Genomic DNA, 19,801 nt, shown 5'->3' on the forward strand with positions numbered 1-19,801 from the left:
TTGACCCGCCCGGCAAAGCGTCTATTAGCGCCTGCGTCCGGAGAGATTCCGGCATGGGGCGGTTAGCTCAGTTGGTAGAGCATCTCGTTTACACCGAGAGGGTCAGCGGTTCGAGCCCGTTACCGCCCACCAAGGTTTTCTGCGGGTTTCCATAAAATCCGCCTTTCTCCCAAAATGTACCAATGTACATCAAAACTCCGCCGCCGCGCCCGCGTCCTTCATGAACGAAGGCGAATACCTGGCGTACGTGCTGACGGTCATATTCAACGATGTATGCCCCAAATACTGGCTGATTTTCTGCATCGGCACGTCCGCTTGGGCCATCCATACTGCGCACGTGTGCCGCAGAACGTGGGGCGAAAACGGTATGCGCGTGTCTTTCGCCAGTCGCTCTATCGCCTTCTTCACCGATGACACCGGCTTGCGGTTGTACTCGATCACGTTGCCCGTCAGTCGGCCCGCGTAGGCTTCCTGCAAGGCTTCGCGCGCAATGTTGTTCATCGGAACCACCGTTCGGCGCTTGTTCGTCTGGATTCGCCCGGGTGGGCGGTAGTCGATCGTCCCGTGTATGAAGTCGACCCGATCCCATGTGAGATCGAGAATCGCCCCAGCGCGGGCCCCGGTCGCCAGTCCCAGCACCAGAAACAGTTTGATGTGCGGAGACTTTGCCGCCTCCACGATTCGCCGTGCCTCATCCTTCCGCAACCAGCGGTCACGCGGGGCGGATGCAGGCGGTATCCAGAGGGCGGGCGCGTTTTCGCCGTATCGCCAGCGCAGGCACGCGCGCAGCAGTTCAAGATCGGTCTTGATCGTGCTGGCCGCATAACCCGCCTTTCTCCGCTCGGTGGCGTATGAGCGGCAATCATCCTTCTCGACAGCCGTTCCCAGCCTGTGACCGAAGTACGGCTCCAATGCCGTCCAGTGAGCCTTGAAGCGGTCAGCGCGTGCACCATCCTTGATTCGGTCGGCAACATAGCGGGGCCACAAGTCGGCAATCCGTTCGGTCGCCGGAGTGGTTATCCGGGCCCAAAGTTGACGGGCGATAGCCTCGGCCCGTCCCCGATCTGCCGTGCCAGTCGAAACTCTGCGCGGTTTACCTGCTGCATCTCGATAGGTGAGGGCAAGCTTTCCTCGGTGAGTGGTGAGGGTGTATTCTGACATTCGTATCTCTCCACCTCTGCGGCGGGAATGCGGATCAATTTGCCCAGCCTGAAACCGGCGATCTCGCCGTTGCGGTACATAATGCGTACCTTCTCGGCAGAGCAACACCAGCGTTCAGCTAACGTTTCGGGTGAATAGGGAATTGCTGTCGTCATTCTTCCATCCCCTCTGCGATAGCCCTGAGGGCTGATGCTAAAGCGTCCAGTGCCTCTTGTGGCGGCGCGAAGAATCCAAGTTGTCCCCTGCATGGGATCAATGGAACCGGGAAAGCATCGCGCAGGACAAAGCCGTATCGACCGAAGAACCAATGGCTCTCCATTTCGGTGACGCAATCGACGATGCGCGCCATGCCAACGATCCCGCCACGCGGCAGTTCCATTTGGCTATCCGCCAGTTCCGTCTTGCTGACACCGGCATGGACGATGAACCACCCTCGGCCTTTGGTCGGCCAATCACGGTTCTCCACGTCCTTGCCGTCGTGGAAGATGTGGTGCGGATACGGCTGCTTGATCGACAGGGCTTTAAGGTCCGCCCCCTCGCACCGTTCAGCGAGCGCAATGATCTCTGCTTTGGTCATGGTCAAAGCCCCATTGTCCGGGCGCGAAGCCACTGATGGTTGCAGCGTGGGCAGTGCATGTTGACGATCAGATCCTCGTTCACCCGGCCATTGTTGTAGGCATTCGGATGTCGTGCAGGTCGTCGTCATCCAGCGTCAGCCCATGCAGGTCATTCAACAGCGGGACGACCATTCCTGTGCGGTGGCAGTGATGAAGGTGGACAGGCCAACGGAAGAAGTTGGCCGGAAATAACCTCCGGTTCACTGAGCGGCTCCGGCTCTCTAGCGCTGGCTGCCCAGCCAAAGGCGCTGAACAATGATGGCAGAGGCCATCCTGAGCCTTCACATACGCTTCACGCATAACTGCGCGTTGCGGTTGCGACATCGCCCTGTAATCAGCGGGGGGCGGAAGCTGGGCGCATGTGGTCATTCTGCCGCATCCCTGATTGCTGCCATTTCAGCCCTGTAACGGGCGGCATTGCCGTGCTTGCGGAAGCTTTGATAAGCAGCCTCACATGCAGCCCCGGTGCGTTGCTGACGACATCGAAGCGGGAGAGCACGGGGATTGGCCTATTTCGACTGCCGTAGTCGTTCTAGGTCATACCGATGCGGAAGTGTGTGAAGGTGAAAACCGCGTCCAGAGTAGCCATTGGGATACTTACTGCGCAGGCCCAAGGTCGGATGCATTCACAGTGCGGGGTCTTCTCGCAACCGTAATTTCGCGTTGGAGCGATGCTGAATAGGCATGCGTTAACGCCAACTACCTGACGCACTTTTTTATGGCATAACCATGCTCATTCGCGGCGAAGTGGTCTGACGGGCAGGCCCTTCGCAATCGCGCTTATCAGGCCGTGGCGGCGCTTCCCGTTTGTTCCGCGCCCGGCCCGAAGACCGCGCTCTTGCGCGCTCCCACCATCGGAACAACCGCCCTCAGGGCGTGCAAGGGAAGCACCACAATGGCTAATCAGTTCCTGAACGCGCAGGAATACGCGAACGTCATGCTGAAGATGACGAAGAACGCTCTCGTCACCGGCAAACTCGTTGATGGCGAGTTGAAAAACGAAGTCACCGACGAAAACGGCTTGTCCGTCTCGACCAAGCGTCCGCCCCGGTTTGCACCCAACGATTCCTCGGCCATGTCCGCCGCACTCGCTGCGCAGGACATCGTGACCGGCTCGGTCAACGTCGCAGTTGACCAGTACGCCAAGGTTCACGTGTCGGTTGGTGATATCGAATACGTGCAGTCCTTCAACGAGTTGATGAAGAACGCCACCATGAAGGCGGCTGCTTCGACGCTCGCACACCAGTTCGACAGCCACTTGCAGAAGCAGGTTGCCAAGTTCTCGTCCTACATCGGTGACACCACCACGGATTGGGCAACGCCTGCCGAGTTTGCTGCTGATGCTGGTCTGGCGATCCAGTCCCCGGCACAGTTCAACCGTGTGCATACGCGGCTGATGGACCTCGGGGTGCCGAACAGCGACATCAATTCGACCGTCCTGTTCAATGACGGCGAAAAGATCCGTGGTTCGCTGATTGGCGGCAGCATCGACGGCACGAACAAAAGTGCCCTGGAACGGATCAAAATTCCGGTTCTGTCGGAAATCGATGCGTACGCAACGCAGCAGTGCCCAAGCCTTGCGACCGGCACCCGCGTTTCGGCATTGACCTCGCTGATCGACAACGGCACCCTCTCGGTGAACTACCGCGATGTGAAGAATACGATGGTGCAGACCATCCACATCGACGGTCAGGCATCGGGTGTCACGATCAAGACCGGCGAGAAGATCACGATTGCCGGGGTCTATGCCTACGACTGGCGCAATCAGGTGGCATTGCCGTATCTCCAGACCTTCGTTGTTCTGGGCGGCGCTTCGACGGCTTCGGGGTCGGTTCCGACCACTTCGCCGCTGGGGACCGCGATCACGACCGATGCGAACGGCGACGTTGACCTGATCATCTCGCCCCCGATCATCGTGCCGGGTACGAATGACGGTGTTTCGACACTGGCCAACACGGCGTTTGCCACTTGTTCGGCTGCTGCGGTTGACGGTGCTGCCGTAACCCACCTTGGCCCGACTTCGGCATCGACGCCTTACACTCGTCGTTTCCGCGCCGCATGGCACAAGTCGGCTATCAAGCTGGTCTCGGCCAAGCTCCACACACCGTTCACCGGGGAATCGAGCTTCGCCAACGATCCCGAAACGGGCATTTCGATCCGCTACTGGCGCGGGTCGGACATCTCCACGGGTGCCCATATCCACCGTTGGGATGCCATCTTCGGCGCGGTCAATGCTGACCCGCTGATGGGTGCTGAGATCAGCGGCTCCTGACATTGATTGGCCCTGCTCCTTCGGGAGTGGGGCCATTCCCCTGACTGGAAGATTCACGACATGGCAAATAACCTGTGGCTCGGTGCACTATCGGCAGGGAAGGCCGCAAACAGGCCAACGGTCTATAGCGGGCCTGACGGCACGTTCGGGTTTTACTACGCCGTGGACACGGGAGCCTTGAGCATCGGCACGTCTGTGGGTTGGACCGATCTGACCACTGTCACAGGCAATGCCGTGCTGGCCAATCTCCCCACTGCCGACCCTGAAGTTGAAGGCGCCCTGTGGAACAACGGTGGCGTTCTCGCTGTCAGCGAAGGGGCTGAGTAATGGATACCTGGCCTTCGTATCGCTACGGCCCCAATGGGGCTGCACAAGTTTTCGCCTCAGCCGATGAGGTTCCCGCTGGTTGGGCAGATCACCCTTCGAAAGTAGGGGTTGATCCGCTCGATCACGATGGGGACGGACGGAAGGGCGGGAGCAAGCCGGGGCGGAAGGTAACGCGCCGTGGCGACAGTTAACGACATCATCACTGCGGCCTATCGTGAAAGCAATCTGACGGGCGTTGGCCGCTCACTGACGAGCGCACAGAGCGATGAGGGCCTTACGCTGCTCGACAGCCTCTTGCCTGCGACCATGGGGCAGGAAGTCGGACAGGAACTGACGGACCTGAACATAGGGGGCCAGCACGATAACGCGGTCCATGATTATGTGCCCGAAAATGTGCGCCTGATCTTGAATGGCGGCGCGCAGAGCCTTGCGCTCGATCCGCGCCCCTATGACGGCCAGCGTCTTGCGGTGGTCGATGTGGCGGGCAACCTCTCTGCAAATCCGTTGACGCTGACGGGCAATGGACGGTTGGTGGAGGGCGCGGCGTCGCTTGTTCTGAACACCAACAGCCTGCGCCGCGAATGGTTCTACCGGGCTGACCGCGGATCGTGGACGCGCATCGATGCCTTGGCGCTGTCTGACGAATTTCCCTTCCCACGCGAGTTTGATGACTATTTCTCCATCCTGCTCGCGATGCGGCTTAATCCGCGTCATGGGCGCGATCTGGCGCAGTCCAGCGCCTCTTGGCTGGAAAGTCAGGCGAGCCGTCTTGCGGCCCGTTATCGCCGCCCCCGTCCGGTGCAGGATTGGGGCAGTCGCGGTCTGTTGGGGCAGTGCGGGGCGAATATCGGCGGGGAACTGCTGTGACAGATATCCCGCTCGCCAAGACCAATTTCCATCGCGCGGTCGCCGCAACGCCTCTGATCCCGATCCGCAATCGGTTTCTGGAAGGCAACCCTGTGCTGAATGACAGCCAATTCAGCCTGATCGCACGGCCAGCGCTCAAGAAGTTCATGGAAGTCGGCTCAGGCCCTATCCGTAAGCTGTTCAATGAGCCCGGTGTGTTTGGCGGAGATCTGTTTGTCGTCTCCAATACCGATCTGTACCGCGTTTCCGCTGAAACCGGCACCGCAACTCTGATTGGCGATATTGGGCCAGTCCCCGGCGATCCAAGCATGGCAGCGACGGCGCCCATTGGCGAGGAACCGGCACACCTGTTTATCGCCAGCGGTAGTGCGCTGTGGCTTTACATGGAAGACGATGGGCTGAGCGAAGTCGATCTGCCTGTGGAGGTCGGCGCAATCTCTGTCGCGCACATCAACAGTTACGTGATCGTGATCCCGGTTCAGTCCGAGGCATCTGTGACCGTTGGGCAGTTCTACTGGATCAAGCCCGGTGAAATCACCATTGATCCGCTCGACTATGCGACCGCAGAGCGCGCGCCGGACAACCTGCATCAGGTGATCGTCTATGGCGATATGTTTTGGCTGCTGGGCCAGAAAACGACCGAACCGTGGGTGACAGTAGGCAATCTCGACGCGCCCATGCAGCGATACACCGGGATCTTGTTTGATCGGGGGTCCTGGGAAGGGTCCGCCATTCAGGTGAAAGATAGCCTGATCCTGATCGACGAAGACGGTGCGGCTTTTCAGTACGCAGGCGGGCAGAACCGCATTTCGCGGCCCGATGTGGAAGAAGTGATCCGCCGCGCGATCCAGATACAGGCAGCAAGCTGATGGCGCTCACTCCACTCACTGTCCCGCGGAGGAATGTTGTTCCGCTGTATTTCGATGTGACGGGCGATATCCCGGAGGCAACGGGCGCGGCTGCGGTCAACTACAGTTTGAACGCCCCATACCCTGCTATCGTGATGTCCGGTGCTGATGGGGATGAGGCTGACCAGTACAAGGTTTGGTACATCAACAACGATGGCGAGCGATTTGGCGCGTACTACGACGAATTGAACGATAGCACCGATTTCGGCGGAACGCGGGGGATGCTGTCGCGCGACAAAACGAAAATTACGCTTACCAACTATAATTTCTGGCCGTCGAGGGTGTTCTATAAAGATTTAGACGTGTCGATCGATACCTATGGGTTGAATGTTCCTCGCTTGCCTTCTGATGAGGGTTTCTACTTCGATAGCGGAGAGTTTGGGGTGGGTGGCGGAGGAAACGTATTCCTTCCGGTCTATAACATTGGCGGCGTCAAGGACCTGGATGGTCATCAGACGCAGGACCCGGTGACAGGTCACTATTATCTGCGAGGGAAAGACTGGTCTAAATACAAAGCCTTCGAAAAGCCGGAAGGGTTCGGCGGTAATTATATGCAGTTCGTCACTCTCAGTGACGACGATTTCAATTATTCGTTCGTAGGGCACGAGACCGTCTCCGAGACGGGCAACACGGTCTATATGTCGAAGTGGACGGCAGTGGCGGGAGGTGACCCGTTCTCGTACACCAATTATTCGATCCAACTCGACGACGACGCAGACGACGCCGTTTTTCAGGCAGCAGCCGATTATGCATCTGGAATGGAATACCGGATGCGCGGCAATTACGAAGTTTTTTGGTTCGGCATCGACGTGGAGGAATACCCCCTTACGCAAGTGACTGTGTTTGTGTTTGCCAAGGACTTCTCCTGGTACGATCGGCTCGACATCACTGCGAACGGCGATCTTGATTTCGGCACGTATTGGCAGACGATTGAAGGCAAGCACATGCTTGTTGGGACGCGCTCTGATTCCACGGCGCAGGCTTACCAGTTTGCATCCAACGATCCCGGCCCTGAGCCAAGCTTGGGAGAGCCCAAAATTCAGGTGTGGTCCTATACTCTGGACGGCCATGACAATTACGTCTTGCATTGTGGGCAGTTGGCAACGCTCGTTTACGACACACATTCTCAGGAATGGTATAATTGGGGGTCGGGGAATTCCACAATCTGGCGTGCACGTACTGGATGCAATTGGCTGGCTGGGCGCAAGTTTTCCGAGGATTGGTCGGGGGTTATCGCGGGCGACAGCGAAAACGGCACGCTCTACTTCCTTTCGCCAGACGACGATTACGACGATGACAGCGATGAGGGCGCGGCAACGCCCCGCTCATTCACGCGGCAGGTAACGGGGCAGATTGTCGTCAGGCCCGGCTACGCTTCAAGGCCCTGCTTCGGAGTGCAATTGCTCGGCAGTATTGGATCGGTCAGCGATAACCTGACTGTGAACCTGTCGGTCAGTGATGATCGCGGCTTTAATTATGACGACATGGGCAGCCTGAGTGTTTCGCCGGGGGATTACAGTGCGCGACTCAACTGGTTGTCACTCGGCAGCATGGATGCGCCCGGCAGGCTCTTTCGGATCACCGATACGGGTGCGCTGAAGCGTATTGACGCTTTGGAAATGGACGACTGATGGATCAGCTTCAAAGCCTCGACCAGCGGTTCGCTATTGTCGATCAGGCGGGGCGACCGACTGACTATTTCATGCGTCTGCTGAAAGGGCAGGGCGACTCTATCGTTGAGGCTACGACTGCTGTTGAGGGTGCGGTTGAAGGAAAAGCCGATGCGTCCCTAGTGCTGACGGCAGGCGATGGCCTGACCGGTGGCGGCGATCTGTCGAGCAATCGAACCTTCAATGTGGGCGCAGGAACCGGCCTCACAGTTACGGCTGATGCCGTAGCGATCGATACGTTGTCCGAAGCGGAGCGCATCCGCGACATTGTAGGCACGGCACTGGTTGCGGGTGAGGGGATCACGATCAGCGTAAACGATGTGGGTGATACCATCACGATCACTGGCAGCGCGGGTGGCATTTGGTCACCTGTCGTCGATGGATCGTTTCCGCCTGTCTTTGTGCAGAACCCGGATGGAAGTCTTGTACTTGGGGAGTATGTCTGATGGCTGGCGGTCTTATCACGGATTATCTCAGCCAAGGTCTTGCGGCTGATCGGCCCACAACCCCTGATGCGGCGACGGGCACACTTTCGCTGTATTTCTCCACAGACACCGAGGATTTGAGCTTCTACGACTGGAACGACGGTGCGTGGCAGTCCGTGGGCAGCGGGGCGCTGGCACTGGACGATCTTACGGATGTGGATGCGGCTGCGCCCACTGATGGCGACGTTCTGACATGGAACAACACGGCGGGGGCGTGGGAACCGGCGGCACCGACAGTTGGCGCTACCGAACTCGATGATCTCACAGACGTAGACGCAGCCGCACCTTCGGACGGTGATTATCTGAAGTGGGATGCGGGTGATATGTGTCGATAAACCGCGAGGCGAATGGTGATGTGACGTTTACGGTCCGTGAGGCGCCTGTCGAACGCGACAGCGTGCATATTTGCGCGCATTCCCGTGACGCCGGACCGGGCCGGTGCGTAGCGGGCGGGCCGACCTGCAACAATTACTGCAATATGGCTCCGGCGAAGGGCCCGATGCAGGATAGTCCGCTGCCTTGCATACAGGTGATAGAAGGAAAGACGGCGTCGTTCACAGTCCCGGCCGAGGCGGTCGCCGCACTATTCCTGAATAGAGTGGACTGATGTTTAGCGTCATTTTCAGCGCCCTGTGGGCCCGCGTATTCGCTGCCATTGCCGCAATCGCACTTGCCTTCGCTGCCGTGCAGACAGTCCGCATTGAGGGCTTCCTGTGGTGGCAGGCCGCTGGAGCCACTGCCTGAAATGGCGCTCGCCGCAACGGTGTAGGAACCCTCGCTGCCCAAAGAAATCGTACTTCCCGATGTCGTGCATGCGGCCTGCGCAGGAGTGGCCGCAAACACGATGCCCCATGCGATAACGGCGGTCAGCCAGGCGATGCGTGCGCATGTGCCTCCCGCGCGGAGGAAGGGCTGAACTATCGGCATGGCACTGTCCCCAGATCGGCAATTCCGCCAGCGTTGATATCGATGGCAAATGATGCCCGGCATACGGAGCCATCGCGCAAGGTCACGGCCATTTCGTTGCTTGCGGCAAGGTCTTCTGCGAAGACCACGCCATCCCACCCCACATAGGTTGAACTGCTGTCGTTGACCCGGACGGCCGAACCCACGGGCAGCGGCGTGCCATCGGCGGCGGTGGCGATCATTCTGGCCGCAACCATCCGGCGGATTGGAAAATCGACGACGTATCCGCTGCCTCGCCGGATCGCGATATTCCGGGATACCACGTCGGCCGTCATATCGTCGGACAGTGCAAGCGGATCAACGGCATATTTGGCGGGGTAATAAGCGCTGGCCCAGGGCACCAGAACATGCCCGTCCGCGTTGCTGCGCCCGACCATCTGGTTTTCGTAGTAGACCGGAACCCCCTTTGTGCCGCCGGTGGAAACCAGCGCAAAGGCATCGGAAATGCGGTTCGCGGTGAACATGTCGCCATCCATCCAGACAAGCGATCCGCTGGCCCCAAGCCATCGCGTGATATCGCCGCCGCTGCCATAGGCACCGCCGCGCAATTCGATATCGGCGGTGCGCCAGGTCAGGTCGCCATCGGCATAGATATCGCCATCGCCCAGCCGGGCCAGCGAGGCGCTCCAGCCGAGGCCCCCGTGCGTGGGCACAGAGCGCGTGTAATCGATGCGGCTGCTGATCTGGCCATCATCATCGCGCACGATATTGCTGCTGACTGTGCCGCGCGATCCGCCCAGCGGGATCAGCAGGTTGAGCGATCCTGCCCAGTTGTCGGAGCCCACTTCGTATGTGCCCGATGCGAACAGATTGATCGATCGTCCGATCGGTAGTGACCAGCTGGCGTTGACCAGCCGGATACGCTTTTCGCCACGCCAGCGTGCATCGATATATCCCGCGCCCAGCGAACCGAATTTGCCGAGAGCAAGGCTGGCGCTGACCGAGGTCATTTCGGATCGCCGTCGTTCGAAATTCTCGTTGCGGTCCAGCCTGTCGATCATCGCTAAATCGGTGAAACCGGCGCTTTGCCGCGTGTGATTGGCCGCAAAGGTGAAATTCCGCCTTTGATACTGGTAACCGATCACGATCTGGCTGCCGCTGCCCCTGTCGTCGCGGCCTCCATGGCGACTGTAACTGAAGGCCGCGTTGATAATGCCCAGCACGCCGAGGCGAAACACGGTGCCAGCTCCACCCACCACGAGCGATTTCGTGGCTTCGAGATGGCCTTCCAGCGTTATGGCGTCTGTCAGGCCGTGGCGGAACGATCCGCTGGCGGCGAGCTGCCCATAGTCGAAACTGCGTAAACCATAGCTCTGGCGCACTATGCCGACCGACGCGGCATAATCTGTCAAACCCGCGCGCAGGAGCGTGCTCGACACATAAAACGGGACTGTGGTGGTGACCTGCCGCCCCAGCGCATCGGTCACCACCACGCTGGCTTGCCCGGCGCCGTTCATCTGCGGCAGGGGTGTCATCGTAAACGGGCCGGGCTGGACTTTGCCGCCGAACGCCTGATGATTATCGATGAACAGTTCAACGGCCGAAGGCAGCGCGGCTTCGCCGGCGAATGCCGGGACAGGATAAGTCACGACATCGGGTCGGACGGAAAAATCACGCGAAATCTGGAAGCCGCCCAATCGGATCGCGCTGGTCCATGGCAGGGATCGGGTGGCGATGTCCCCCGCTTCGTAAGTGACCATGCTATCCTGATCGGAATAAGTCCAACGCGTGTCGTAGCGCATATAGTGTGTGTCGGACCCGTTATGGCGCAGCACGCCGGTGCTGCTGACCATGCCCATTGGCCCAAACAGGCGCAGTTCGTTCCAGAGCGAGACCATCGGGGCCGAGCGGGGGCCATCTGCGGCATAGAGTTCGTAATTGAACAGGGCGCCCGTGCTGCTTTGTGCTGTAACCCGACGGCGCCCGCGATCGATTGTGATCGTCTGGTTTTGCAACCATGCAGAAGGAACCTGTAGATTGAGGCGCTGATTGGGCGCGTCATACGTCACGGAAACGCCGGGCAATTGCGCAAGCGCGATCAGAGCGTTGGGATCGCCTTCAACCGGCAGGGCGAGCGCGCGCAAATCGCCAGCCGCTATGCTGAACTGCCCGTTATTGGCCCATACCGGAATGATAACCCCGCTCGGCACGCCATTGATGACAATTTCGAGCTGGAGGGCAACCGCATGGATCGCTTGCCCGGCTTCGGCAGAGCCAAGGGCCGCAGGGATTTCGTCAAAATGCGACGCGGCCTGCGCCGGGTGGCAGAAAGCGAAGGCGCATAAACCCGAGAGGGTGGGCAGAGCGATACCCAAGGGGCGTGAGGGTATGATGCGCCGCATCGACCATCACCTCATGGGGCGGTTTCTGTTCCGGGCGAAGACGGCTGGTTCCCCGCACACGGGCAGGCTGTGCCGCGCATTGCCTAGTGGCTCCAATGGGCAAGAACGGCCGGGGCGGCGCCATTGACCGATGCCTCGATCACGGCCGTGTCGGAAAGCGGCTTGTCGATGGTCCAGCGCATGACCGATCCCGCCAGAATGTGGCCCACAACAGGGTTGAGCTTCGATGTGCTTCCATCCGCGTGCCTCACGCTCACACTGTTGATCTTGCCATGCACCGGCGCGAGATTGCGTATCTCCAGCACGGGTTTCCCGTTTGCCTGAATGACGCGCCATTCCATTTGCGACCGGGCGATAGCCTGCGATTTGTCCGGTTTATGGCCCAGTCCTTCGCCATAGACATACAGCGGCACGGAATAGCGCATGCGGAACTGGATCGCGGCTCCGGCCTGCTTCGGCTTTGCGCTTCCCGACGGCGTAACGCCATCCGAAGGCGCATCGGGCAGGGGAATTTCGTCAACGATCACCCGATAGGCCCTTTCCCTGCCGGGTTCGGGCATCACCAGCCTGGTGAGCCGCACGAGCTGCCGTTGGCCGGGCTCTATCCGGATCAGGGGCGGCGTGCCCGTGACCTCTTTCTGTTCGGTGAAGTGATCTTCCCCGCCATCCTGATTCCAGCCGAAAATGCGGACTTGCATGAGGAGGGGCTTTTTGCCCGGATTTTCCAGCCACAGGGCCGCTGCGCGTTCCTTGTACGCGATCACCGGATCGATGGGCCAGATGACCATCGTGTTGACCGATTGTGCCGCGGCGGCACTCGCCGTCCCAAGGGCTGTGGCTATTCCCGCTACAATGGCAAGCAGACGTAAGGCGACATGCATGGCGATTACCAGCTAAGCGTGACGGTGACAGTGTCGGTAAAGGTGCCCACGCGGCTGTTTCCGGGCAGCGTAAGCTTGCCCACCACCGGAATGCGCACATTGTTCATGTTGCTGCTGTTGACCGTCACGGGGATGGCCTGATTGATCCCGATCGGCTGGGAACAGCCCGCATCGGTGCACAGCGTGTAAAGCAGCCGCGCGGCGGTATCGCTGCCAAGCTGGAGATTGCGGTTGCCCGATGCGTTATGCAGGCCTCCGTCCAGCGACATGGTGAGGGCAACCCCCGGTGTACAGCGTAAGGTGACGCTTTGCGTGTCGTTCAGGGATGCCTGATGTGTGGTTGTCGCGACAGAGGGGTGGGAACCGAAAGACAGCGAGCCAAGCGCGCCTGCGTTCCCGCTCATCCCCAGACCATCCACTGCGCAACCTTGGGCAATAGCAGCCGATAGCTCGAAACTTTTGGAGGTTTCCGCATGCGCAGACGGGATCAGGGCAAGCATCGCTGTCAATGGGGCGAGAGTTTCCGCCGTGACCAGCCCGCGCATGGCGTTTTCCTGAGATCTGCCAGTTTACGCCATCAAAGCGTGAGCGTGACCACGACCAGGTCATGATATTGCCCGGTGAACAGGTTATCGGCGCCAAATGCACGGCCGAATACCGGTATCGTCTGGGCACTGCCGTCAGCGTCCAGCGCAATAGTGCCGTCGACCGGGATAATCGTGCCGCCGCTGCTGTCGCTGTAAAGGTTGTAAGTGACGAAGGTGCCTGCCTCGGTGCCATGTTCCATCGCGCGGGCGCCTGTGGTTCCGGTGTTGCTGGTGCCCGATCCGGCATTCTCGCCGCCGCCGAAGGCGAGTACAGGGGTCGTGCCGTTGCTGCACTGGATTTCGATACCCGTGCCCACGCTTCCTTCCAGTTCTGCATCCGCAGTGGAGAAATAGGTGTTCTGGCTACCGAAATCGATCGTGCCATAATCGATCCCCGTGGCGCCATCAGCAGTGTTCGCTTCGTTGATTATGCACGCAGCGGTCAATGTAATGGTGGCATCAAGACTGCCGTCGATCGTTGCATGAGCAGGTGATGCCACTACGAACAGGCCGGCCAGAGCGAGCCCGATGCGCTGAATCTGCAATGTGAATCTCCCCAATTTATGCGAAAATCGGAAATAGGCGAGTAACATTATTACCTTATACAAAAATATATGTCATATTGTTACAATAATTACCTTAACAAATTATATATATTTCAAATATTCAAGTAATGATTGTTTTTGTTACTGAAATTGTATGCGGCGGGCATGCAGGGGCCTGTGCGATGCCGTTGTCGCGGGGCTGATCTAAAGTTAGTCGCGGAGGAGCGCCGGGGCGTTGTCGGGGGGAAATTGCCCGGACAGAGGGTGCCGGGGTGTTTACTGCCCGGCTTCGGCAACCAGTCCGCGCGCCTTCTGGCCGGACCAGTCCAGATCGCCCGCGATCCGCCATACTTCGCGCCCTTGCGCATCATAAAGGATAGAAAGGGGAAGATTGGCGCCGCCGAAATGGAACGCCAGATCGTTTTCGGTATCCAGCCAGGGTTCCAGATGCGCGAACTTGCGTTCGGCGAAGAAGGGGGAAACCTTGGTCGCGCCCTGCATGTCCTGACTGATGGTCACCACGCGCAAGGTGCCCTGCAAGTCCGTTGCCAGTTTGTCGAGCAGGGGCATTTCGGTGACGCAGGGCGCACACCATGTGGCCCAGAGATTGATCAGCACAGGCTGGCCCTTCAGTTCGGGCAGGTGAAGTTTCTTCCCGGCAGGATCGGCAAAGGTGAAATCGGGCAACGGCGTGCCCGCATGGCTGCGATCGGGCGCGCCGGTGGCGGTCGGTTGCCTGTCTGCGTCGCTGGCCACATGACCGGCTGTGTCAGCCGCCGGTTGCGCAGGCGGCTCGCTTTGCCTATCGCAGCCGCCGATCAACAGGGCGAGACCCGGGACAACAAGCGTGAGCGACAGCGACAACAATCGAGACGGCATTCGGGCCACGGCAAAAGGCTCCAACCAGATGTGGGGCGGAAGGTTCGCAGAAGGGCCTAGCGCGATCATGCGCGAAATCAATGCCTCCATTCCGTTCGACAAGGCGCTGTGGCGGCAGGATATTGCCGCGTCCCAAGCCCATGTCGCTATGCTGGGCGCGCAGGGGATCGTTTCTGCCGACGATGCGCAGACGATTTCGCGCGGGCTGGACACGGTCGCTGCGGAATACGAAGCGAACGGGGTGCCCGAGAACTGGGACCTCGAAGACATTCACATGACGACCGAAAGCCGCCTTGCCGAACTGATCGGCCCGGCGGCGGGGCGGCTGCACACCGCACGCAGCCGCAACGATCAGGTGGCGACCGATTTCCGCCTGTGGGTGCGCGATGCCATGGATCAGGTCGATGCCGGGCTGGAGGCGCTGCAACGCGCGCTGATCACGCGGGCGGGTGAACATGCCGATTCGATCATGCCGGGCTTCACCCATCTGCAGACCGCGCAGCCGGTGACGCTGGGCCATCATCTGATGGCCTATTATGAAATGATCCGCCGTGATCGTTCGCGCTTTGCCGATGCGCGGGTGCGGATGAACGAGTGCCCGTTGGGGGCGGCGGCACTGGCTGGCACGGGGTTCCCGATCGACCGCGCGGCCACGGCCCAGGCGCTGGGCTTTGCCAAGCCGACCGACAACAGTCTCGATTCGGTATCGGACCGCGATTTCGCGCTCGATTACCTGCAGGCTGCGGCGCAATGTTCGCTGCACCTGTCGCGGCTGGCGGAAGAATTCATCATCTGGGCCAGCCAGCCTTTCGGGTTCGTGGCCTTGCCCGATGCGCTCAGCACCGGCAGTTCGATCATGCCGCAGAAGAAAAATCCGGACGCGGCAGAGCTGGTGCGCGGCCATTCGGGGCGGATTGTCGGCTGCCTGACTGCGCTGATGATCACCATGAAAGGGCTGCCGTTGGCCTATTCGAAGGATATGCAGGACGACAAGCCGCCCGTGTTCGAGGCTGCGAACCTGCTGGGTCTGTCGATTGCGGCGATGACCGGGATGGTGGCGGACACCGTGTTCCGCACCGGCCGTATGCGTAATGCGGCCGAACTGGGCTATGCCACGGCCACTGACCTGGCCGACTGGCTGGTGCGTCAGGCCGATATTCCGTTCCGTGAGGCCCATCATATCACGGGCGCGGCGGTGAAGCTGGCGGAAAGCGAAGGCAAGGCACTGGATGCGCTGACGCTGGATCAGTTGCGGGCGATCGATTCGCGGATCGATGCGCGGGTCTATAGCGCGCTGTCGGTTGAGGCATCGGTTGCCGCGCGCGCCAGCCATGGCGGAACCGCGCCCGAACAGGTAAGGTTGCGGGTCGCCGCAGCGCGCAACGCGCTGGGGATGGAGAGCTGACCATGCGTCGTCTGATTGCCGCTTCGCTACTTCTCGTGCTCGCAGCCTGCGGGTCGGAGGGTTCGTTGGTGCCGCCCAAGGGTAAGCGCCTGCCCCCGGCGCCCTATGGCGCGACCGAGCCGAAAGATGCGGACGAACTTCTCCAGGTCAGGGTTCAGGCCGATCCCGGACGCAGCGTGGAATTGCGCAAACGTTCGGAAGAACGCGAAGAAGACCCTTTCGATCTCCCCCCCGAAGGCTGATACATGGATCATTTTGAGCTGAATAACGGCGTCCTCCATGCCGAGGGCGTGCCGCTTGACCGGATTGCCGCCGAAGTCGGCACGCCGGTTTATGTCTATTCGCGGGCCACGCTGACCCGTCATGCGCGGGTATTCCGCGATGCCCTGGCGGCGGTCCTGCCGCATATCCATCTCGCCTTTGCGGTGAAGTCCAACCCCAATCTGGCCGTGCTGCGCGTGCTCAAGGCCGAAGGGTATGGCGCGGACGTGGTGTCCGAAGGGGAAATGAACCGTGCGCTGGCGGCGGGTATTCCTGCTGCGGATATCGTCTTTTCGGGCGTGGGGAAAAGCCGGCGGGAACTGACCGCGGCAGTGCATGCGGGGATCGGCCAGTTCAACCTCGAAAGCGAGGAGGAAGGCGTGGAACTGGCCGCGATTGCCGCCGCGCTGGGCAAGACGGCGGTCTGCGCGCTACGTGTCAATCCGAATGTCGATGCCAAAACCCATGCCAAGATTTCAACCGGCAAGGCGGACAACAAGTTCGGTGTGGCCTATGACCGGGCGGCCGATATCTACGCCCGGCTTTCCGGGCTGGAGGGGCTCTCCATGCGTGGGCTGGCCGTCCATATCGGCAGTCAGATCACCGATCTGGAACCTTCGCGGCAGGCCTTTGTGAAAATGGGCGAGCTGATGCGCGAACTGCGCGCGGCGGGCTACACGGTCAGCCACATGGATCTGGGCGGCGGTCTGGGTGTCCCATACAAGGTGGGCGAGCAGCTTCCCGGGCCGGACGACTATGCCGCCATGGTGGCGGACGCGACAAAGGGCTGGGATGCGACGATCATGTTCGAACCCGGCCGGGTGATTACCGGCAATTCGGGAGTGCTGATCACCGAAGTCATCCGGGTCAAGCAAGGCGTGAACGCGCCGTTCGTGGTGGTGGATGCCGCGATGAACGATCTCGCGCGCCCGGCGATGTACGATGCATGGCATGATTTCGTGGCTGTCCGGCCCACGGGGGAAAGCATGGTCGCGAACATCGTCGGCCCGATCTGTGAAAGCTCGGACACCTTCGCCATGGGCCGCACGATAGATGCGGTGAAAGCGGGCGATCTGGGGGTGTTCCGCACCGCCGGGGCCTATGGCGCGACAATGGCCAATACCTACAACAGCCGTCCGCTCGTGCCCGAAGTCATGGTCGATGGCGATCGTTGGGCGGTGGTGGCCGAACGGATCGAGCCGGAAACGGTACTGGCGGCCGAACGTATCCCTGACTGGCTTGCCGGATGAAGAGCCTGCCGCTCTTCCATCGCATTGCAGGGCAGCGGGTGGTTGTCCTGGGCGAAGGCGTGGCGGCAGAGGCGAAACGGCGGCTGGTGGTGCGTGCGGGCGGGGTGCCCGTGGGCGAACCGGAAGCGCATGGCGCGGCCTTGGCGTTCGTGGTTCTGGACGATGAACGCGATGCGAAAGCGGCGGTACGTCGGTTGAAGCATTTCGGCCTTCTGGTGAATGTGCCGGATCGTCCCGATCTCTGCGATTTTACCGTGCCCAGCGTGCTGGACCGCGATCCCGTGCTGATCGCCATCGGCACTGGCGGGGCCTCGGCCGGGTTGGCCAAGGCGTTGCGCCTGCGGCTGGAAACGCTTGTGCCGCAGCGGCTGGGCGATCTGGCGCGGGCATTGCACGGTGCACGCACGGCGCTGCGCGCACGCTGGCCCGATGCCGGCGATCGCCGCCGGATGCTGGACCAGGCGCTGGGGCAGGGTGGGGCGCTCGATCCCATGCAGGACGGGGCGGTGGATGCTGTGCCCGCGTGGCTGGAAGGGACGGCGGAGCCTGACGGTGTGGAGCCTGTAGAGATCGTGCTGACAAGCGATGATCCGGAAGACCTGACCTTGCGGCAGGCGCGCCTGCTGGGGTCTGCCGACGTGCTCCTGCACGACAGGGATGTGCCGGTCGCCATTCTTGATCGTGCGCGGGCCGATGCGCAGCGGATTGCGTTGCCTTGTGACGGGCCGGACCCCGGCGGACTGGTGATCGTGCTGCGCCGCGCCGGGCGCTAGAACGCGGCGCCTGCCAGCGCGTCGATCGCGCCTTGCAGGATAACCGCTGCTGCCGCCGAATCGATTCGTTCGGCGCGTTTGGCCCGGCTCATATCCTGTTCGATCAGGCCCCGTTCGGCACTGGCCGTGGACCAGCGTTCATCCCACAACAGGATCGGCAGGCCCAACGGTTCGAGATTGCGGGCGAAAGCGCGCGATGCCTGCGCGCGCGGCCCTTCGCTGCCATCCATGTTGAGCGGCAGCCCGATCACGATTCCCCTGACGCTGCGTTCGGCAATCAGCGCTTCGAGCGCCGCCTTGTCACGCGCGAACTTGCCGCGCGGCAAGGTCTTGGCCGGGGAGGCGAAGCGCCAACCCGCGTCGCAGAATGCGGTGCCGATCGTCTTCGTGCCGGGGTCCAGTCCCAGAAGCACGCCGCCATCGGGCAGGGCGGCCGAAAATTCGAACGTCATCTGCGTGATCATGGTGCGGCCTTCCATGCGCCGACCCGACGGGCGACATCCGCTTTCACATTCGCCCAAAACAGCGGCACGTCATAGACGTGGTAATTGTTGCCCGGCAGGACATAACCGCCCATTTCCGGCGGATCGCCGATCAGCAGCAGCCCTGCCTTGTCGCACCGCGCAGGCACCGCTGCGGGGACGAGTTCCCCGCTGGTGAACGCTTCGTTGGGCTTCAACGTGCCGAGATTGGCGCTGGCGGGGGCCGAACCGTTCTGCGTTCCGGTCAGTGGGTTGGTGCAGAGAATGGCGCCATTGCCGTGCGGCTGCCCATCAAGCGCGACAGCCTTGCGCCAGATGTCCAGCACCATGCGCGGATCGGCCGGTTCGGCATAGCTTGACCAGCTCATCACGCAGCCTGCCTGTTGCGCACCGGTGCAGGCTGGCAGGCCGAGTTTCGGCAGATCGTGTTCAAGCGAGATCGGCCAGCCGATCACGTAAGCCGCGGCAACGCGGCGGGCGAGCGGTGAACCCGCCAACCTGTCTTGCAGCAGATGCATGAGATGCCGGGCACCCTGGCTGTGGCCCACCAGCACAAGCGGCGAATCGCTCGGCGCTTCGGCAAGGAACTGGTCAAACGCCTGCGACACGTCGCCATAGGCGGCATCCAGCGCCTTCTGGCCATCGGGTTTGTCCGTCAGGAACGCGCCGAATGCGGCCTGCCGATAGCGCGGCGCCCAGACTTGTGCGCCCTGTGCGAAAGGGCTGGCCATGGCGCGCACGAACAGCCGGGCGCGATCGCGCGACTCGGCATTGTCGAGCGGGGCATTCCAGGCGGCGGTATCGAGATAGCTGGTCGGATGGATGAAGAAGACCGCGTAAGGGGCCGTCGCTCGAGCGGTTGCGCCTGCGGGCGCCGTGCTGCCCTTCGCATAGGCCGGTTGCCAATGTGCCGGATCGTTCGCCCCGAGGCCGGGCCGCGACAGCCACATCGCGGGATCGGTATAGCTCTGGGCTGCGAGCGCAGGCTGTGCCGCAAACGTGCTTTTCGGCACAAAGGCGAAGCGCGACAGTTCGTTGGACCAGATATTGAGCGCGAACATCGCGGCGATCACCAGCGTGATCAGAAACGCCACGATATACAGGAACTTGCGTGCCATATCGG

General features: G+C 61.1%; 21 protein-coding genes and 1 tRNA gene. 13 read left to right on the top strand and 9 right to left on the bottom strand.

All coding sequences use genetic code 11. The features are described from left to right. The first annotated feature begins 56 nt into the window (after positions 1–56). Positions 57–132: transfer RNA gene (locus EGO55_RS14785), tRNA-Val, on the top strand. A gap of 57 nt (positions 133–189) precedes the next feature. Here EGO55_RS14785 and EGO55_RS14790 read toward each other — a convergent pair. Both EGO55_RS14790 and EGO55_RS14795 read right to left on the bottom strand, forming a co-directional pair. Further along, on the bottom strand, positions 190–1,161 hold the full coding sequence (locus EGO55_RS14790) for a tyrosine-type recombinase/integrase (RefSeq protein ID WP_021688605.1): 972 nt from the start codon (positions 1,159–1,161) through the stop codon (positions 190–192). Positions 1,162–1,312: 151 nt separating this feature from the next. Beyond that, entirely contained in the window at positions 1,313–1,738 is a 426-nt protein-coding gene (locus EGO55_RS14795; RefSeq protein WP_021688604.1) for an ASCH domain-containing protein, read from the bottom strand. Between the two features lie 935 nt (positions 1,739–2,673). Between EGO55_RS14795 and EGO55_RS14800 the strand changes: the two genes are divergently transcribed. The 8 genes from EGO55_RS14800 (at position 2,674) to EGO55_RS20610 (ending at position 9,051) form a co-directional block, all read left to right on the top strand. After that, complete coding sequence (locus tag EGO55_RS14800; RefSeq protein WP_021688603.1) at positions 2,674–4,050, top strand: P22 phage major capsid protein family protein; 1,377 nt, start codon at positions 2,674–2,676, stop codon at positions 4,048–4,050. Between the two features lie 60 nt (positions 4,051–4,110). After that, positions 4,111–4,377 carry a hypothetical protein gene (locus tag EGO55_RS14805; protein WP_021688602.1) on the top strand — a complete coding sequence of 89 codons (267 nt, stop codon included), beginning with the start codon at positions 4,111–4,113 and terminating at the stop codon, positions 4,375–4,377. Positions 4,378–4,554: 177 nt separating this feature from the next. Next, complete coding sequence (locus tag EGO55_RS14810) at positions 4,555–5,244, top strand: hypothetical protein (protein WP_021688601.1); 690 nt, start codon at positions 4,555–4,557, stop codon at positions 5,242–5,244. Next, complete coding sequence (locus EGO55_RS14815; RefSeq protein WP_021688600.1) at positions 5,241–6,113, top strand: packaged DNA stabilization protein; 873 nt, start codon at positions 5,241–5,243, stop codon at positions 6,111–6,113. The genes EGO55_RS14810 and EGO55_RS14815 overlap by 4 nt, the downstream gene beginning before the upstream one ends. Then, the gene (locus EGO55_RS14820; RefSeq protein ID WP_021688599.1) at positions 6,113–7,783 is read left to right on the top strand and encodes a hypothetical protein; all 1,671 of its coding nucleotides are present in this window, start codon (positions 6,113–6,115) and stop codon (positions 7,781–7,783) included. The genes EGO55_RS14815 and EGO55_RS14820 overlap by 1 nt, the downstream gene beginning before the upstream one ends. Next, positions 7,783–8,268 (top strand): hypothetical protein, encoded by a 486-nt coding sequence (locus tag EGO55_RS14825; RefSeq protein ID WP_021688598.1) that lies wholly within the window; start codon positions 7,783–7,785, stop codon positions 8,266–8,268. Before EGO55_RS14820 ends, EGO55_RS14825 begins: the two co-directional genes overlap by 1 nt. Beyond that, positions 8,268–8,642, top strand: a complete 375-nt coding sequence (locus tag EGO55_RS14830) for a hypothetical protein (RefSeq protein WP_021688597.1) — start codon at positions 8,268–8,270, stop codon at positions 8,640–8,642. Before EGO55_RS14825 ends, EGO55_RS14830 begins: the two co-directional genes overlap by 1 nt. A gap of 271 nt (positions 8,643–8,913) precedes the next feature. Then, positions 8,914–9,051: a hypothetical protein gene (locus EGO55_RS20610; protein ID WP_156915558.1), complete on the top strand. Its 138-nt coding sequence runs from the start codon at positions 8,914–8,916 to the stop codon at positions 9,049–9,051. Between the two features lie 173 nt (positions 9,052–9,224). On the opposite strand, the gene EGO55_RS14835 is transcribed toward EGO55_RS20610, so the two are convergent. The 5 genes from EGO55_RS14835 to EGO55_RS14855 form a co-directional block, all read right to left on the bottom strand. Continuing rightward, complete coding sequence (locus EGO55_RS14835) at positions 9,225–11,615, bottom strand: fimbria/pilus outer membrane usher protein (RefSeq protein WP_021688595.1); 2,391 nt, start codon at positions 11,613–11,615, stop codon at positions 9,225–9,227. An 83-nt stretch (positions 11,616–11,698) separates the two neighbouring features. After that, positions 11,699–12,496 (bottom strand): fimbrial biogenesis chaperone, encoded by a 798-nt coding sequence (locus EGO55_RS14840; protein WP_021688594.1) that lies wholly within the window; start codon positions 12,494–12,496, stop codon positions 11,699–11,701. Between the two features lie 5 nt (positions 12,497–12,501). Then, positions 12,502–13,041 carry a Csu type fimbrial protein gene (locus tag EGO55_RS14845; RefSeq protein WP_021688593.1) on the bottom strand — a complete coding sequence of 180 codons (540 nt, stop codon included), beginning with the start codon at positions 13,039–13,041 and terminating at the stop codon, positions 12,502–12,504. 32 nt (positions 13,042–13,073) lie between these two features. Continuing rightward, positions 13,074–13,628, bottom strand: coding sequence for a Csu type fimbrial protein (locus EGO55_RS14850; RefSeq protein WP_040714644.1), 555 nt, complete (start codon positions 13,626–13,628; stop codon positions 13,074–13,076). Positions 13,629–13,904: 276 nt separating this feature from the next. Next, entirely contained in the window at positions 13,905–14,384 is a 480-nt protein-coding gene (locus tag EGO55_RS14855; protein ID WP_210766541.1) for a TlpA family protein disulfide reductase, read from the bottom strand. A gap of 151 nt (positions 14,385–14,535) precedes the next feature. Here EGO55_RS14855 and argH point away from each other — a divergent pair, with 151 nt between their 5' ends. The 4 genes from argH to EGO55_RS14875 are packed head-to-tail and all read left to right on the top strand — an operon-like array spanning position 14,536 to position 18,196. Further along, positions 14,536–15,912: an argininosuccinate lyase gene (argH, locus tag EGO55_RS14860; RefSeq protein ID WP_040714640.1), complete on the top strand. Its 1,377-nt coding sequence runs from the start codon at positions 14,536–14,538 to the stop codon at positions 15,910–15,912. Between the two features lie 2 nt (positions 15,913–15,914). Further along, a complete protein-coding gene (locus EGO55_RS14865; protein ID WP_021688589.1) occupies positions 15,915–16,154 on the top strand; it encodes a hypothetical protein in 240 nt (79 codons plus the stop codon). A gap of 3 nt (positions 16,155–16,157) precedes the next feature. Further along, positions 16,158–17,423: a diaminopimelate decarboxylase gene (lysA, locus tag EGO55_RS14870; protein ID WP_021688588.1), complete on the top strand. Its 1,266-nt coding sequence runs from the start codon at positions 16,158–16,160 to the stop codon at positions 17,421–17,423. Then, positions 17,420–18,196 (top strand): precorrin-2 dehydrogenase/sirohydrochlorin ferrochelatase family protein, encoded by a 777-nt coding sequence (locus EGO55_RS14875; RefSeq protein WP_021688587.1) that lies wholly within the window; start codon positions 17,420–17,422, stop codon positions 18,194–18,196. Before lysA ends, EGO55_RS14875 begins: the two co-directional genes overlap by 4 nt. Here the strand turns inward: EGO55_RS14875 and ruvX are convergent. Both ruvX and EGO55_RS14885 read right to left on the bottom strand, forming a co-directional pair. Beyond that, on the bottom strand, positions 18,193–18,660 hold the full coding sequence (gene ruvX / locus EGO55_RS14880) for a Holliday junction resolvase RuvX (protein WP_021688586.1): 468 nt from the start codon (positions 18,658–18,660) through the stop codon (positions 18,193–18,195). The two genes, EGO55_RS14875 and ruvX, sit on opposite strands and share 4 nt — an antisense overlap. Next, a complete protein-coding gene (locus EGO55_RS14885) occupies positions 18,657–19,796 on the bottom strand; it encodes a DUF3089 domain-containing protein (RefSeq protein WP_021688585.1) in 1,140 nt (379 codons plus the stop codon). Before EGO55_RS14885 ends, ruvX begins: the two co-directional genes overlap by 4 nt. Between the last annotated feature and the right edge of the window lie 5 nt (positions 19,797–19,801).

Origin of the sequence: Caenibius tardaugens NBRC 16725 (assembly GCF_003860345.1) — a bacterium.
In the GTDB taxonomy this organism is placed as follows: domain Bacteria; phylum Pseudomonadota; class Alphaproteobacteria; order Sphingomonadales; family Sphingomonadaceae; genus Caenibius; species Caenibius tardaugens.

Coding starts and splice junctions, on each gene's coding strand:
- EGO55_RS14790 (WP_021688605.1), bottom strand. CDS start 1,161: ATGTCAGAATACACCCTCACCACTCACCGAGGAAAGCTTGCCCTCACC.
- EGO55_RS14795 (WP_021688604.1), bottom strand. CDS start 1,738: ATGACCAAAGCAGAGATCATTGCGCTCGCTGAACGGTGCGAGGGGGCG.
- EGO55_RS14800 (WP_021688603.1), top strand. CDS start 2,674: ATGGCTAATCAGTTCCTGAACGCGCAGGAATACGCGAACGTCATGCTG.
- EGO55_RS14805 (WP_021688602.1), top strand. CDS start 4,111: ATGGCAAATAACCTGTGGCTCGGTGCACTATCGGCAGGGAAGGCCGCA.
- EGO55_RS14820 (WP_021688599.1), top strand. CDS start 6,113: ATGGCGCTCACTCCACTCACTGTCCCGCGGAGGAATGTTGTTCCGCTG.
- EGO55_RS14825 (WP_021688598.1), top strand. CDS start 7,783: ATGGATCAGCTTCAAAGCCTCGACCAGCGGTTCGCTATTGTCGATCAG.
- EGO55_RS14830 (WP_021688597.1), top strand. CDS start 8,268: ATGGCTGGCGGTCTTATCACGGATTATCTCAGCCAAGGTCTTGCGGCT.
- EGO55_RS20610 (WP_156915558.1), top strand. CDS start 8,914: ATGTTTAGCGTCATTTTCAGCGCCCTGTGGGCCCGCGTATTCGCTGCC.
- EGO55_RS14835 (WP_021688595.1), bottom strand. CDS start 11,615: ATGCGGCGCATCATACCCTCACGCCCCTTGGGTATCGCTCTGCCCACC.
- EGO55_RS14840 (WP_021688594.1), bottom strand. CDS start 12,496: ATGCATGTCGCCTTACGTCTGCTTGCCATTGTAGCGGGAATAGCCACA.
- EGO55_RS14845 (WP_021688593.1), bottom strand. CDS start 13,041: ATGCGCGGGCTGGTCACGGCGGAAACTCTCGCCCCATTGACAGCGATG.
- argH (WP_040714640.1), top strand. CDS start 14,536: ATGTGGGGCGGAAGGTTCGCAGAAGGGCCTAGCGCGATCATGCGCGAA.
- EGO55_RS14865 (WP_021688589.1), top strand. CDS start 15,915: ATGCGTCGTCTGATTGCCGCTTCGCTACTTCTCGTGCTCGCAGCCTGC.
- lysA (WP_021688588.1), top strand. CDS start 16,158: ATGGATCATTTTGAGCTGAATAACGGCGTCCTCCATGCCGAGGGCGTG.
- EGO55_RS14875 (WP_021688587.1), top strand. CDS start 17,420: ATGAAGAGCCTGCCGCTCTTCCATCGCATTGCAGGGCAGCGGGTGGTT.
- ruvX (WP_021688586.1), bottom strand. CDS start 18,660: ATGATCACGCAGATGACGTTCGAATTTTCGGCCGCCCTGCCCGATGGC.
- EGO55_RS14885 (WP_021688585.1), bottom strand. CDS start 19,796: ATGGCACGCAAGTTCCTGTATATCGTGGCGTTTCTGATCACGCTGGTG.